A 13178-nucleotide genomic window follows, 5' to 3' on the forward strand; every position below is an offset into this window, starting at 1 on the left:
CCGGCGGTTTTTTTATGCCCGCAGTTATGACCGAATACGCGCTTTTCGATCCAGTAAGTTATGGGTAAAGGGATCGAAATAACGGCTCGGCCAGATCTCGGCAGGGTGTATATCGAGCGTTTCGGCAATCAACCATTCTCCTTTTGGCCAGGGCCGCGACAGCGCGTTTGCCAGCGTTGACGAGCTGAGCCCCGCCTTGCGCGATACCGCCGCCAGTGTCGTTCCCTTCTTACGTAAAGCCGCAATGATATCCGCCGGATGCCAGTCCTTGTTCCTTGAGTTCATGTTTGCATTCCTTTTTTGATTAGCGAAAGTTCTGTAAGTGGTATAACTAACAGGTCAAGATTAATCGTTTGAACAACATGAAACGCTTATACGGAAACTAGGATACCACTAAATTTCTTAAAAAATATCCCATAAATTTCCTAAAAAAAGATCTTCGCCTACTTTTGCCCAGAGAACATGGCTATGAAAAAAGAGTGGTTTGCCGCCAAGGAACTGACCGGCGTGGCGGGATTACCTTCCTCACCACAGGGAATAAATTTGATGGCGCGTCGCGAAGGCTGGATCAGTCGTCGGCGCAAAGGCGTGCAGGGAAAGGCGCTGGAGTATCACATTGACAGTTTGCCTACGGGCACGCGCAATCTATTGATATTGAAAGAGGACCCTGCGCTGTATGAGGTTGAGCGCAAAGACCCGTTGGCGGTGTGGATTGAGTATTACTACCACCTGACGGAGAGCGAGCGCGAGAAAGTATTGGCTTTCCTGATGCGTGAAGGGATCGGTGGTTTGCTGGCGCGTATTCTACCGGGGGAATGAACAGACCCGCGGTGCGGGTCTCAGATTGTTGACAAAGGGGGATAAAAGCGTGGTTTTTCCCCCTTTGTGTGATCAGCCGAAAATCAATAAATTGATTTTCCTGATTTATTTTCAAAACCTTTAGCGCCTGCCGCCAAACATTATATGTTTGTCATCAGTCTCAGACCCGCGGTGCGGGTCTATGGAAACACGCGGGTATTTGTTGTTTCTTAAAAATCGCGCTGAACTGCAAGATGCGCTAACCCTTCCAGCGCGGCACGGTGGGACGACTCCGGCAGAACCTGCAGTGCGGCAATTGCCTTGTCTGCCTCTTCCTCTGCGCGCTGGCGGGTATATTCCAGCGAACCGCATTGCTCCATGGCCTGCAAAACCGGCTCCAGCAAATGACGGCCATTGCCCTGTTCAATCGCGCCGCGGATCATGGCTTTCTGCTCGCCTTCACTATTATGCATGGCATGCAGCAAGGGCAGCGTCGGCTTACCTTCGTTGAGATCGTCACCGGTATTTTTACCCAGTGTGCTGCCGTCGGCGCTGTAATCGAGCAGATCGTCGATCAACTGGAAGGCGGTGCCGAGATAGCGACCGTAATCCTGCAGCGCTTTTTCTTCCGCAACGCTGGCGTTCGAAAGGATCGCCGAAGACTGCGCTGCCGCTTCAAACAGGCGTGCGGTTTTACTGTAGATCACCCGCATGTAGCTTTCTTCGGTAATGTTCGGATCGTTCACGTTCATTAACTGCAGCACTTCGCCTTCGGCAATCACGTTGACCGCCTCGGACATCAGTGCCAACACGCGGAGCGATTCCAGGCTGGTCATCATCTGGAAAGCGCGCGTATAAATGAAGTCGCCAACCAATACGCTGGCAGCATTGCCGAAGGCGGCATTGGCGGTGGCCTTGCCGCGGCGCATATCTGATTCATCCACCACATCATCATGCAGCAGGGTTGCGGTGTGAATGAATTCGATCAGCGCAGCAACGGTAATGTGTTTATCACCCTGATAATGCAACGCCCGCGCCGCCAGAACGGCGATCATCGGGCGGATGCGTTTACCGCCACCACTGATAATGTAATAGCCAAGCTGATTGATGAGCGTGACATCGGAATTCAGCTGTTCGAGAATTGTTGCGTTCACGGCCGCCATATCTTGCGCGGTTAACTCGGTAATTTGCTCTAGGTTCATTGTATTTTTTTCAGCTGTGTTTCTCTTCACCGCGTTGAGATCGCTGCTCACATCGGTACATGGCGGTAACTGTCCCCCTGATTGTACTTGAAAAACGCTTCAGATAAACGCCATGAAAGAAACTGTGCTTTTTTTCTTCTTTTTTCTGCTTCTGGTCTTATTCTGCTCTTGTCATACGCTGGATTATTGCGTAGAATTCGCGCCCTATTGTGAATATTTATAGCGCGCTCTGTACTAAACAGTTGGGCACGCGGAAAGCGGAGTTTTATATGTACGCGGTTTTCCAAAGTGGTGGTAAACAACACCGAGTAAGCGAAGGTCAAACCGTTCGCTTGGAAAAGCTGGACATCGCAACTGGTGAAGCTGTTGAGTTTGACCAGATTCTGATGATCGCTAATGGCGAAGATATCAAAATCGGCGTTCCTTACGTCGATGGCGGTAAGATCAAAGCTGAAGTCGTTGCTCACGGTCGTGGCGAGAAAATTAAGATTGTTAAGTTTCGTCGTCGTAAGCACCATCGTAAGCAGCAGGGCCACCGTCAGTGGTTCACTGACGTTAAAATCACCGGCATCAGCGCTTAAGTTAGGGGAGCAGATTAATGGCACACAAAAAGGCTGGCGGCTCGACTCGTAACGGTCGCGATTCAGAAGCTAAACGTCTGGGCGTAAAACGCTTTGGCGGCGAAGCAGTACTGGCAGGCAGCATCATCGTTCGTCAGCGCGGCACTAAATTCCACGCTGGTACCAACGTGGGTTGCGGCAAAGACCACACTCTGTTTGCTTTGAAAGACGGTAAAGTCAAATTCGAAGTTAAAGGCCCGAGCAATCGTAAATTCATCAGCATCGACGCTGAATAATTTTTCGAGCCTTACGAAATAGATGTAAGCCCCGCAACTCGTTGCGGGGCTTTTTACATTTATGGGCTGCTTGTGCATTGGCCCGTCAGCGCTGGCAAAAGGTAAGATGGAAACGAAACAGCAGATCGGAATTGGCATTTTCCTGGCGGTGACTACGGCAGTTTGCTGGGGTGCATTGCCGATTGCGATGAAAGAAGTGCTGGTCGTAATGGAGCCGTTTACCATCGTTTGGTATCGATTTACCATTGCGGCGCTTGGGCTGGGGATTATCCTGGCCGTGCGCGGCAGACTGCCGCCGGTGACCCTGTTTCGTCAGCCGCGCTGGTTGCTGATTTTGGCCATCGCCACGGCGGGCCTGCTGGGGAATTTTATCTTCTTCAGCTCTTCACTGCAGTACCTCAGCCCGACAGCATCGCAAGTGATCGGCCAGCTGTCGCCGGTCGGTATGATGTTTGCCAGCGTGCTGGTTTTAAAAGAACGGATGCGCATCACCCAGGTGATTGGCGCATTGATGCTGATCTGCGGGCTGCTGTTGTTCTTCAATGTCAGCCTGATTGAGATTTTCACCCGCCTGACGGATTACACCCTGGGGGTGCTGTTGGGCGTGTGCGCGGCGATGGTATGGGTCACTTATGGCGTGGCGCAGAAAGTGTTGCTGCGTCGATTAGCCTCGCCGCAAATCCTGGTATTGTTGTACACTTTATGTGCGATCACGCTATTCCCTCTGGCAAAACCAGAGGTGATTTTCCAGCTCAGCGGCTGGCAATTAGCCTGTTTGCTGTTCTGTGGCGCCAACACGCTGATTGGCTATGGTGCGCTGGCGGAAGCCATGGCGCGCTGGCAGGCGGCGCAGGTGAGTGCGTTAATCACGCTGACCCCGTTGTTTACCCTGCTGTTTTCAGATTTGTTGGCGCTGGCCTGGCCACACGTATTCGCCGCCCCGACATTGAATGTCGTCGGCTATGTCGGCGCTTTCGTGGTGGTAGCGGGCGCCATGTTTTCCGCAATTGGTCACCGTTGGTGGCCGCGACGGGCAGAAACCCGCCTGGTTGCTCCTTTGAAGCAGCCCGGTGAATGATTTACGGAGACGGTAAATGAAGTTTGTAGATGAAGCAGCGATTTTGGTCGTTGCAGGTGACGGTGGTAATGGTTGCGTCAGCTTCCGCCGCGAAAAATATATCCCGAACGGCGGCCCTGACGGCGGTGACGGCGGCGATGGCGGCGATGTCTATCTGTTGGCGGACGAAAACCTCAACACGTTGATCGACTACCGCTTTGAGAAATCTTTCCGCGCCGAACGCGGCCAGAACGGCCAAAGCCGTGACTGTACCGGCAAGCGTGGCAAAGATATCACCATCAAGGTACCGGTCGGTACCCGCGTGCAGGATCAGGGCACCGGCGAAATTCTCGGTGACATGACCCGTCATGAACAGCGCCTGATGGTGGCGAAGGGCGGTTGGCACGGTTTGGGCAACACCCGTTTTAAATCCTCGGTTAACCGTGCACCGCGCCAGAAAACGCTGGGCACGCCCGGCGAAGAACGTGACATCTTGCTGGAGCTGTTGCTGCTGGCCGATGTGGGTATGCTTGGCCTGCCAAATGCCGGCAAATCAACCTTCATCCGCGCGGTGTCAGCCGCCAAGCCGAAAGTGGCCGACTATCCGTTTACTACCCTGGTCCCAAGTCTGGGTGTGGTACGTATGGACCACGAACAAAGCTTCGTCGTTGCCGATATTCCGGGCTTGATCGAAGGTGCCTCCGACGGTGCCGGCCTGGGTATTCGCTTCCTGAAGCACCTGGAGCGTTGCCGCGTGCTGCTGCACCTGGTGGATATCGCCCCTATCGATGAATCCGATCCGGTAGAAAATGCCAAAGTCATCATCAATGAGTTGAACCAATACAGCGAAAATCTGGCGCAGAAGCCACGCTGGCTGGTTTTCAACAAGGTTGACCTGATAGGTGAGGAAGAGGCTGCCGAGCGCGCCAAGGCGATTGCAGAGGGCATGGGCTGGGAAGGCAAGTACTACATGATCTCCGCCGTCAATCGCGAAGGCGTCAACGCGCTGTGCTGGGACGTGATGAAGTTCATCAATACCCAACCGAAAGCCATGGCGATCGAAGAAAGCGCACCGGAGAAAGTCGAGTTCATGTGGGATGATTACCACCGTGAACAGATCGCGGAAGTGGAAGCTGAAGCGGATGACGACTGGGATGACGACTGGGACGAAGATGACGACGAAGGCGTCGAAATCATCTACCAGAAGTAATCTTGCATAGAAAAGGGCTCAGTTCACATGAACTGGGCCCTTTTTTTATCGGCATTATTTGTTCAGGACATTTTCCGGTAGCCAGCATTGCGCATTCAGCCCATGGGTGTCCTGACGGTTTTCCAATGTCAAACGACCCTGGTGCAGTTGCACTATGCGGGTCACGATGTTCAGGCCGAGTCCACTGCCGCCATAGCGCTGATCCATACGGCGGAACGCCTGGGTGAGTTCCCCCACCATTTTCTCTTTTACCCCGGGGCCTTCATCAATCACCTGCAGCAGGTATCCGTGTTGTTGCGCCGTGAGTTGCACCTGAATGCTGCTGCCTTCCGGGCTGTAACGGTGGGCATTTTCTACCAGATTGCGCAGCAACAGGCGAAGCAGCACCGGGTCGCCATGAATCGGTGCCGCAGTCGGAAGCCGCCATTGCAGTTTCTGTCCGCGTTGGTTGACCAACTCCTCGAGCTCTTCTTGTAGCGGCAGGAGCACGTCGTTCACCCAGTCGAAGCGTTGATAGTGGCCGCTGGCAAAATCTTGCCCGGCGCGCGCCAGCATCAGCAATTGTTCGACGGTGTGCATCAGTTGATCGATGCGGGTTATCAGCGGGCCGCTTTGCTTCACACCCTGTTTTTCCATCAGCTCCAGGTGCAGGCGTATTCCCGCCAGCGGCGTACGCAGCTCATGGGCGGCATCGGCGGTGAACAGCCGCTCCTGCTGGATGGTGTTGTCCAACCGCGAGAACAGTTGGTTGAGCGTGGTGGTGACCGCCATAATTTCGAGGCTGTCTCCGCTGAGCGGCAGAGGGGTCAGATTATCGGCGGAACGCTTCTCCAGCCGTTGTTGCAGTTGATTGAGCGGTCGGATAATCCAGCTGATAGCCCAAAATGAGGCCAACAGCGTGACGATCATCATGATCAACGAGGGGGCGAGCAGCGACGCTATCGCTTCGGCGATTTCCGTATCGACACGCTCGGTGCGAACCTTGGCCGACAGGGTTTCATCCACCAGGAAGCTGATTTGCTCCTGGCTTTCATGCCAGAGCCAAAAGGCGCTGATTAACTGGGTGACCAAAAGGATCAGCGCCAGCATCAACAACAGACGACGGCGCATGCTGATCATGATGAGGATTCCAGGCGATAGCCGATGCCACGAACGGTACGGATGCGATCCTTACCCAATTTGCGGCGCAGGTTGTGGATATGCACTTCCAGCGTGTTGGAGCCCAAATCGTCCTGCCAGGTGTAAAGATCCTGTTGTAGCAGTTCACGATTGACCGTTTGACCGGCGCGCATCATCAGGCGTGACAGGATGGCGAACTCTTTCGGCGTGACTTCCACCGGCTGTTGTTGCACATAAACCTGTTGGCTTGAGAGATTAAGCTGGAGATCGTCCAACTGAATGAGATTGTCGCTGTGGCCCTGGTAACGGCGGATCAGGGCGCGCACGCGTGCCTGCAACTCAACCAGGGCGAAAGGCTTGACCAGGTAATCGTCAGCGCCGGCGTCCAGCCCGTCAACGCGGTCTTCCAGCGCGTCACGGGCGGTCAATATCAACACCGGCAAGTCGACCTGCTGGCGGCGCCACTGCCGCAGCAGGCTGGCGCCATCCATGTCGGGCAGGCCCAGATCGAGGATAATCATGCTGTATTGACTGGTGATGAGCAGAGCATTGGCTTCTGCCGCCGTGGCGGCGCAGTCGCAGGCATAGCCTTCTCCGGCTAATGCCAGCGCCAATCCTTGTTGCAGCAGCTCATCGTCTTCCACAATCAGCAGTTTCATCATAACCCTCAGTTATTCTGATAAATATCCCGGTACAGGCGGCTTTCGAAACGCACCAGTGGCGCGCGACGCTGTTTTTGATCTTCCGGCGGTACGGCATAGCCTGACAGATACTGTACGAAAGCAAAACGTTGGCCGCTGGCGGTAGTGATAAACCCGGCCAGGTTATACACGCCCTGCAGCGCGCCGGTTTTGGCGGACACCTTGCCGTCGACACCGGCTTCATGCAGCCCGCCGCGATAGCGCAGGGTCCCGTCGTAGCCGGACAGTGGCAGCATCGAAATAAAGTTCAGCTCGCTGTCATGCTGCGCAATGTATTGCAGCGCCTGCATCATGGTCGCCGGGGCCAGCAGGTTATGGCGCGAGAGGCCGGAGCCGTCCACCACTATGCTGTTGCCCAGATCCACTCCGGCCTTCTGGCGCAGTACCTGCCGCACTGCATCTGCGCCGGCACGCCAGGTGCCCGGAACGCCAAAACGTTCATGGCCGATGGTGCGAAATACGGTATCGGCGATCATGTTGTCCGATTTCTTCAGCATGATCTTCAGCAACTCGTGCAGCGGCGCTGATTGAGTCTGTGCAATCACCGTTCCCTTCAGGCCCGGCTGCGTTTGACGCTTCAGGTGCCCGTCGATCTGAATGCCGGCCTGGGTCAGCTCATCTTTCAGGATTGCCCCGGCATAGCTGGCACCATCCTGAATGGCGAAGGCCAGTGGCAGCGGATCGCTGCGTTGGGTCAGGCAGCCGGTCAGGGTAAAGCGGTTCAATTCGCCTGGCACCACATCCAGTTCGCAGTATTGCGCGTCCGCAGACCCTTTCGCCAGGGTGCGTACCTGGCTGAACATATTGACCGGGTAATAGGATGCAACGCGAATAAAGGCCATATCGCCCGGGTTGGTCGCGCTGTACAGCGACACCGAGAAACAGTTGCGGTCGACGATCGCTGCCGCCGGCGGTGCGCTGAAGCACTGCGTCAGGTCGTTCCATGGCCAGCCGGGGGCTTTGTCATGGCTGGCGAATACCGAAGTATCGACCAGCACATCGCCGGTAATCTGGCGCACGCCCTGTTTTTTCAGGATCGCCACCATATTGCGCAGGCTCTGGCGTTTAAAGGTCGGATCGCCGCCGAAGCGGGCAATCAGATTGCCGCGCAGCACACCGTCGCTGATATCGCCCTGGCTCTCCAGCGTGGTGGAGAAGCGATAGTCTGGGCCGAGCTGCAACAATGCAGCCAACGCGGTCAGCACTTTTTGGGTACTGGCCGGCAGCGCCATTTGCTGAGAATGGTAATCGATGGTCGGTGCGCTAGCGCCGATCTTCTGAACTACCAGGGCAAGGTTGGCCCCATCAGGCAAATATTGTGTGTAATCTTCGACCGGGGCCGCATTTGCATTCAGAACAAATGCGCAAGCCAATGCACTGACAATTCGTGAAAAACGCATAATCTCGGGATAACAGCTGGATAACGTGCCGTCATACTACGGTGCATTCAGGGAAAAAGTAAACGATGACCCTCAAGGAACTCTAGGCTAAAATGCGTATCAAAATGCAAAATCGATCCTGACTTGGGCAAAGGTTCCGAGTCAGGTTTCTTTTGTTTGTCGCCTGGAGGCGGGGGGCATGTACCCACCGTTTTTTCATACGAATACGTCAGGATGACGGCTATTTGAACAGGAAAGATTTAGAGGTATTTATACTATGAAACAGATTCCGATGACCTTGTTTGGCGCTGAGAAACTGCGCGAAGAACTCGAATTTTTGAAAGGCGTGCGCCGTCCGAAAATTATTGCGGATATCGCTGACGCCCGTGAACACGGCGATTTGAAAGAAAACGCAGAGTACCATGCGGCTCGTGAGCAGCAGGGATTCTGTGAAGGGCGTATCCAGGAAATTGAAGCCAAGCTGTCGAACGCGCAGGTGATCGATATCACCAAGATGCCAAACAATGGCCGCGTGATTTTTGGCTCCACCGTATCGGTGATGAACCTGGATAGCGAAGAAGAAGTGACTTACCGCATCGTTGGCGACGACGAGGCCGATTTCAAGAAAAATCTGATTTCGGTGAATTCGCCTATGGCGCGTGGTTTGATCGGCAAAGAACAAGACGATGTGGTGGTGATAAAAACCCCGGGCGGCGATGTCGATTATGAGATCTTGAAGGTTGAATATCTCTGATAGCCTTCCAATCGTTCAGAAAATCGGCAGGGTTTTGTAAAGAAAGGAAAAAGGCCGCGCGCGGCCTTTTATCTGAATCAGGTGCATGGCACCTTTTCGTTAACCCAATGCTTATTAACGCGGTAGACTGATCTTGCGCTCTTTAGACGGGCGGTAAAGAATAAGCGTACTGCCGATGACTTGCACATTGCAGGCACCCGTTTCACGCACGATAGCGTCGGCGATCAGGGTTTTGGTCTCGCGATCTTCAGCAGCGATTTTTACCTTGATCAGCTCATGATGCTCCAGAGCCTGTTCAATTTCAGCCAGCACCCCTTCGGTGAGACCGTTATTACCCAGCATGACAACCGGTTTTAACGGATGCGCCAGGCCTTTCAGGTGCTGTTTTTGTTTATTATTCAGATTCATTGTCTTTTTTGCTTAAGTTGGGATTGAAAACGGTACATTCTACCGCCATCTCATGTATATCACCAAATCGGTCTTCACCGGTGCGAGTCTACAAGAGCTGCGAACCTGACATTAAGACTCTTTTTATGATAGTTGGAAAACGAGATGGCTAATAAAAAGCGTTCTGCTAGCTCCAGTCGCTGGTTACAAGAACACTTTAGCGATAAATATGTGCAACAGGCGCAGAAAAAAGGGCTACGTTCGCGCGCCTGGTTTAAACTTGATGAAATACAGCAGAGTGACAAACTGTTTAAACCTGGCATGACCGTAGTGGATTTAGGTGCGGCGCCGGGTGGTTGGTCGCAGTATGTCGTGACCCAGATCGGCGGTTCCGGCCGCATTATTGCCTGTGATATTTTGCCAATGGATCCTATCGTTGGCGTCGATTTCCTTCAGGGCGATTTTCGTGATGAACTGGTGCTCAAGGCTCTGTTGGAACGTGTAGGTGAAAGTAAGGTTCAGGTGGTCATGTCTGACATGGCCCCGAATATGAGTGGCACTCCGGCCGTCGATATTCCAAGATCGATGTATCTGGTGGAATTAGCACTGGGAATGTGTCGTGATGTCCTCGCACCAGGCGGAAGTTTCCTGGTGAAGGTGTTCCAGGGAGATGGCTTTGACGAGTACCTACGGGAAATTCGCTCCCTGTTTACGAAGGTTAAGATTCGTAAGCCAGACGCTTCCCGCGCACGTTCGCGCGAAGTGTACATTGTAGCGACAGGGCGCAAGCTGTAGTACCCTAACGCTGTTTGTTAACACAGTTGTAATATGAGGTTAATCCCTTGAGTGACATGGCGAAAAACCTAATTCTCTGGTTAGTCATCGCGGTAGTGTTGATGTCTGTATTCCAGAGCTTTGGGCCCAGCGAGTCGAATGGCCGTAGGGTGGATTACTCTACCTTCATGTCCGAACTGACCCAAGATCAGGTTCGCGAAGCGCGAATCAATGGACGTGAAATTAACGTTACCAAGAAAGACAGTAACAAATACACGACCTACATCCCTGTCAACGATCCTAAGTTGCTGGATACGTTGTTAACCAAAAATGTGAAAGTTGTTGGTGAACCGCCTGAAGAGCCGAGTTTGCTGGCTTCTATCTTTATTTCATGGTTCCCGATGCTGTTGCTGATCGGGGTCTGGATCTTCTTCATGCGTCAAATGCAGGGCGGCGGCGGCAAGGGCGCGATGTCCTTCGGCAAGAGCAAGGCACGCATGCTGACGGAAGACCAGATCAAAACCACTTTTGCTGACGTTGCCGGTTGTGACGAAGCAAAAGACGAAGTGAGCGAACTGGTGGAATACCTGCGTGAGCCGAGCCGTTTCCAGAAGCTGGGCGGCAAGATCCCGAAAGGCGTGCTGATGGTTGGCCCGCCGGGGACAGGTAAAACCCTGCTGGCGAAAGCTATCGCCGGTGAGGCGAAAGTACCGTTCTTCACCATTTCCGGTTCTGACTTCGTGGAAATGTTTGTGGGTGTCGGTGCTTCCCGTGTGCGTGACATGTTCGAGCAGGCTAAGAAAGCGGCACCGTGCATCATCTTTATCGATGAAATCGACGCCGTCGGTCGCCAACGTGGCGCCGGTCTGGGTGGCGGTCATGATGAACGTGAGCAAACGCTGAACCAGATGCTGGTTGAGATGGACGGCTTTGAAGGCAACGAAGGCATTATCGTTATCGCTGCGACCAACCGTCCAGACGTGCTTGATCCGGCGCTGCTGCGTCCAGGCCGTTTCGACCGTCAGGTGGTAGTGGGCTTGCCGGACGTGCGTGGTCGTGAGCAAATCCTTAAGGTGCATTCACGCCGCGTGCCATTGGCACCCGATGTTGATGCGTCCGTACTGGCTCGCGGTACTCCGGGCTTCTCCGGTGCTGACCTGGCTAACCTGGTCAACGAAGCCGCACTGTTTGCCGCTCGCGGTAACAAACGCGTCGTGTCGATGGTTGAGTTCGAAAAAGCCAAAGACAAAATCATGATGGGTGCGGAACGTCGCTCCATGGTGATGACCGAAGCGCAGAAAGAGTCGACCGCGTACCACGAAGCAGGCCACGCCATTATTGGTCGTCTGGTGCCTGAGCACGATCCGGTGCACAAGGTGACGATTATTCCTCGTGGCCGTGCGTTGGGCGTGACCTTCTTCCTGCCGGAAGGGGACGCGATCAGCGCTAGCCGTCAGAAGCTGGAGAGCCAAATCTCCACGCTGTACGGTGGCCGTCTGGCTGAAGAGATCATTTACGGGCCAGAGAAAGTCTCTACCGGTGCGTCGAACGACATTAAAGTGGCGACCTCGATTGCCCGCAACATGGTGACCCAATGGGGCTTCTCCGAGAAGCTGGGGCCATTGCTGTATGCTGAAGAAGAGGGCGAAGTGTTCCTGGGCCGTTCAGTGGCCAAGGCGAAACACATGTCGGACGAAACCGCGCGCATCATCGACCAGGAAGTAAAATCCCTGATTGAACGCAACTATGTGCGAGCGCGTGCGTTGTTGATGGAAAACATGGACATCCTGCATTCAATGAAGGACGCCCTGATGAAGTATGAAACCATCGATGCGCCACAGATTGACGATCTGATGAATCGTAAAGACGTGCGTCCGCCAGCGGGTTGGGACGATGTGGGCAAGGGCAGCAACTCCGACAACGGAGGCACACCAAAAGCCCCGACGCCGGTTGATGAACCGCGCACGCCAAACCCAGGCAATACCATGTCTGAACAGCTAGACAAGTAACTTTGGCTGTGTAATAACATCGAACCCCGGCATGCCGGGGTTTTTTATTGCCCGGCGGGCAGTGAACCAGGCAACAGTAAGGTGGATTAGCGATGCAGTTAACCGTGCGAGACATGACTCTCGATCTTTCCCATCCGCGAGTTATGGGGATCCTCAACGTGACCCCGGATTCTTTTTCTGACGGTGGCCAACACAACCAGCTCAATCAGGCGTTACTGCATGCGCATGCGCTGATTTCAGCTGGTGCTACCATGATTGATGTGGGGGGCGAGTCGACCAGACCGGGAGCGGCAGAGGTCAGTGAAGATGAAGAGATCGCTCGCGTGGTACCGGTCGTTGAAGCTATTGCCCGACGTTTTGAAGTTTTTATCTCGGTGGATACCTCGAAAGCGGGGGTGATCCGCGAGTCGGCGAAGGCCGGTGCGCATTTGATCAACGACGTTCGCTCATTGCAGGAGCCGGGGGCATTGGCCGCTGCGGCGGAAAGCGGGCTGCCGGTGTGCCTGATGCACATGCAGGGCGAGCCACGGACCATGCAGCAGGCGCCACACTATGATGATCTTATTGGCGATGTGAATGCCTTTTTCCAGCGGCATATTGAACGCTGCAACGCGGCGGGGATGACAAATCAGAAATTGCTGCTCGACCCAGGGTTCGGTTTCGGTAAGAATTTAGCGCACAATTATCAGCTTCTGGCCAGATTGTCAGAGTTTCATCACTTCGGGCTGCCACTGTTGGTGGGGATGTCGCGTAAGTCGATGATTGGGCAACTGCTGAATGTGCCACCTGATCAGCGGGTTATCGGCAGCGTGGCCTGTGCGGTCATTGCCGCCATGCAAGGCGCACAGATTGTCAGAGTGCATGACGTTAAAGAAACCGTCGAGGCGATGCGTGTCGTCGAGGCAACCATTTCGGCAAAGGGATGATAGAGA

15 protein-coding genes are annotated in these 13178 nt (G+C 54.2%); 9 read left to right on the forward strand and 6 right to left on the reverse strand.

Annotation, left to right across the window (positions count from 1 at the left end):
- Window positions 1–24: 24 nt before the first annotated feature.
- The gene (locus tag ACGS9J_RS16950) at window positions 25–285 is read right to left on the reverse strand and encodes a helix-turn-helix domain-containing protein (protein ID WP_442232021.1); all 261 of its coding nucleotides are present in this window, start codon (window positions 283–285) and stop codon (window positions 25–27) included.
- 183 nt (window positions 286–468) lie between these two features.
- Between ACGS9J_RS16950 and ACGS9J_RS16955 the strand changes: the two genes are divergently transcribed.
- Window positions 469–819: a DNA-binding protein gene (locus ACGS9J_RS16955; RefSeq protein WP_442232022.1), complete on the forward strand. Its 351-nt coding sequence runs from the start codon at window positions 469–471 to the stop codon at window positions 817–819.
- A 209-nt stretch (window positions 820–1028) separates the two neighbouring features.
- Here ACGS9J_RS16955 and ispB read toward each other — a convergent pair whose 3' ends face one another.
- Window positions 1029–2000, reverse strand: coding sequence for an octaprenyl diphosphate synthase (gene ispB / locus ACGS9J_RS16960; protein ID WP_442232023.1), 972 nt, complete (start codon window positions 1998–2000; stop codon window positions 1029–1031).
- A 269-nt stretch (window positions 2001–2269) separates the two neighbouring features.
- On the opposite strand from ispB, the gene rplU reads away from it, so the two are divergent.
- From rplU to cgtA, 4 genes are all read left to right on the forward strand, one after another.
- The gene (gene rplU, locus ACGS9J_RS16965) at window positions 2270–2581 is read left to right on the forward strand and encodes a 50S ribosomal protein L21 (RefSeq protein ID WP_037423192.1); all 312 of its coding nucleotides are present in this window, start codon (window positions 2270–2272) and stop codon (window positions 2579–2581) included.
- 17 nt (window positions 2582–2598) lie between these two features.
- Window positions 2599–2856 carry a 50S ribosomal protein L27 gene (gene rpmA, locus ACGS9J_RS16970; RefSeq protein ID WP_442232024.1) on the forward strand — a complete coding sequence of 86 codons (258 nt, stop codon included), beginning with the start codon at window positions 2599–2601 and terminating at the stop codon, window positions 2854–2856.
- Window positions 2857–2962: 106 nt separating this feature from the next.
- A complete protein-coding gene (locus ACGS9J_RS16975) occupies window positions 2963–3934 on the forward strand; it encodes a DMT family transporter (RefSeq protein WP_442232025.1) in 972 nt (323 codons plus the stop codon).
- A gap of 16 nt (window positions 3935–3950) precedes the next feature.
- Window positions 3951–5123, forward strand: a complete 1173-nt coding sequence (cgtA, locus tag ACGS9J_RS16980) for an Obg family GTPase CgtA (RefSeq protein ID WP_442232026.1) — start codon at window positions 3951–3953, stop codon at window positions 5121–5123.
- A gap of 54 nt (window positions 5124–5177) precedes the next feature.
- Here cgtA and pmrB read toward each other — a convergent pair whose 3' ends face one another.
- Genes pmrB through dacB form a run of 3 tightly spaced genes read right to left on the reverse strand, consistent with a single transcriptional unit; the run spans window position 5178 to window position 8343 of the window.
- On the reverse strand, window positions 5178–6242 hold the full coding sequence (pmrB, locus tag ACGS9J_RS16985; protein WP_442232027.1) for a two-component system sensor histidine kinase PmrB: 1065 nt from the start codon (window positions 6240–6242) through the stop codon (window positions 5178–5180).
- On the reverse strand, window positions 6239–6901 hold the full coding sequence (pmrA, locus tag ACGS9J_RS16990) for a two-component system response regulator PmrA (protein WP_020824945.1): 663 nt from the start codon (window positions 6899–6901) through the stop codon (window positions 6239–6241). The genes pmrB and pmrA overlap by 4 nt, the downstream gene beginning before the upstream one ends.
- A gap of 8 nt (window positions 6902–6909) precedes the next feature.
- Complete coding sequence (gene dacB / locus ACGS9J_RS16995; protein WP_442232028.1) at window positions 6910–8343, reverse strand: serine-type D-Ala-D-Ala carboxypeptidase; 1434 nt, start codon at window positions 8341–8343, stop codon at window positions 6910–6912.
- A 256-nt stretch (window positions 8344–8599) separates the two neighbouring features.
- Here dacB and greA point away from each other — a divergent pair, with 256 nt between their 5' ends.
- Complete coding sequence (gene greA, locus ACGS9J_RS17000) at window positions 8600–9076, forward strand: transcription elongation factor GreA (RefSeq protein WP_442232029.1); 477 nt, start codon at window positions 8600–8602, stop codon at window positions 9074–9076.
- Window positions 9077–9190: 114 nt separating this feature from the next.
- Here the strand turns inward: greA and yhbY are convergent, their stop codons facing one another.
- The gene (gene yhbY / locus ACGS9J_RS17005) at window positions 9191–9484 is read right to left on the reverse strand and encodes a ribosome assembly RNA-binding protein YhbY (protein WP_004933536.1); all 294 of its coding nucleotides are present in this window, start codon (window positions 9482–9484) and stop codon (window positions 9191–9193) included.
- 144 nt (window positions 9485–9628) lie between these two features.
- Between yhbY and rlmE the strand changes: the two genes are divergently transcribed.
- The 3 genes from rlmE (at window position 9629) to folP (ending at window position 13172) form a co-directional block, all read left to right on the forward strand.
- Complete coding sequence (gene rlmE, locus ACGS9J_RS17010) at window positions 9629–10258, forward strand: 23S rRNA (uridine(2552)-2'-O)-methyltransferase RlmE (protein ID WP_012004940.1); 630 nt, start codon at window positions 9629–9631, stop codon at window positions 10256–10258.
- A 56-nt stretch (window positions 10259–10314) separates the two neighbouring features.
- Window positions 10315–12246: an ATP-dependent zinc metalloprotease FtsH gene (gene ftsH / locus ACGS9J_RS17015; protein WP_262241341.1), complete on the forward strand. Its 1932-nt coding sequence runs from the start codon at window positions 10315–10317 to the stop codon at window positions 12244–12246.
- Between the two features lie 92 nt (window positions 12247–12338).
- Complete coding sequence (gene folP, locus ACGS9J_RS17020) at window positions 12339–13172, forward strand: dihydropteroate synthase (RefSeq protein ID WP_442232030.1); 834 nt, start codon at window positions 12339–12341, stop codon at window positions 13170–13172.
- Window positions 13173–13178 lie beyond the last annotated feature (6 nt).

This window comes from Serratia quinivorans, from assembly GCF_052113645.1.
Classification (GTDB): Bacteria; Pseudomonadota; Gammaproteobacteria; order Enterobacterales; family Enterobacteriaceae; genus Serratia; species Serratia quinivorans_B.

Excerpts from the sequence above, each read along its gene's own strand:
- rlmE (WP_012004940.1), top strand. The coding sequence starts at position 9,629 with ATGGCTAATAAAAAGCGTTCTGCTAGCTCCAGTCGCTGGTTACAAGAA.
- rpmA (WP_442232024.1), top strand. The coding sequence starts at position 2,599 with ATGGCACACAAAAAGGCTGGCGGCTCGACTCGTAACGGTCGCGATTCA.
- dacB (WP_442232028.1), bottom strand. The coding sequence starts at position 8,343 with ATGCGTTTTTCACGAATTGTCAGTGCATTGGCTTGCGCATTTGTTCTG.
- ACGS9J_RS16950 (WP_442232021.1), bottom strand. The coding sequence starts at position 285 with ATGAACTCAAGGAACAAGGACTGGCATCCGGCGGATATCATTGCGGCT.
- pmrA (WP_020824945.1), bottom strand. The coding sequence starts at position 6,901 with ATGAAACTGCTGATTGTGGAAGACGATGAGCTGCTGCAACAAGGATTG.
- yhbY (WP_004933536.1), bottom strand. The coding sequence starts at position 9,484 with ATGAATCTGAATAATAAACAAAAACAGCACCTGAAAGGCCTGGCGCAT.
- ACGS9J_RS16955 (WP_442232022.1), top strand. The coding sequence starts at position 469 with ATGAAAAAAGAGTGGTTTGCCGCCAAGGAACTGACCGGCGTGGCGGGA.
- ACGS9J_RS16975 (WP_442232025.1), top strand. The coding sequence starts at position 2,963 with ATGGAAACGAAACAGCAGATCGGAATTGGCATTTTCCTGGCGGTGACT.
- ftsH (WP_262241341.1), top strand. The coding sequence starts at position 10,315 with ATGGCGAAAAACCTAATTCTCTGGTTAGTCATCGCGGTAGTGTTGATG.
- ispB (WP_442232023.1), bottom strand. The coding sequence starts at position 2,000 with ATGAACCTAGAGCAAATTACCGAGTTAACCGCGCAAGATATGGCGGCC.
- rplU (WP_037423192.1), top strand. The coding sequence starts at position 2,270 with ATGTACGCGGTTTTCCAAAGTGGTGGTAAACAACACCGAGTAAGCGAA.
- cgtA (WP_442232026.1), top strand. The coding sequence starts at position 3,951 with ATGAAGTTTGTAGATGAAGCAGCGATTTTGGTCGTTGCAGGTGACGGT.
- pmrB (WP_442232027.1), bottom strand. The coding sequence starts at position 6,242 with ATGATCAGCATGCGCCGTCGTCTGTTGTTGATGCTGGCGCTGATCCTT.
- greA (WP_442232029.1), top strand. The coding sequence starts at position 8,600 with ATGAAACAGATTCCGATGACCTTGTTTGGCGCTGAGAAACTGCGCGAA.
- folP (WP_442232030.1), top strand. The coding sequence starts at position 12,339 with ATGCAGTTAACCGTGCGAGACATGACTCTCGATCTTTCCCATCCGCGA.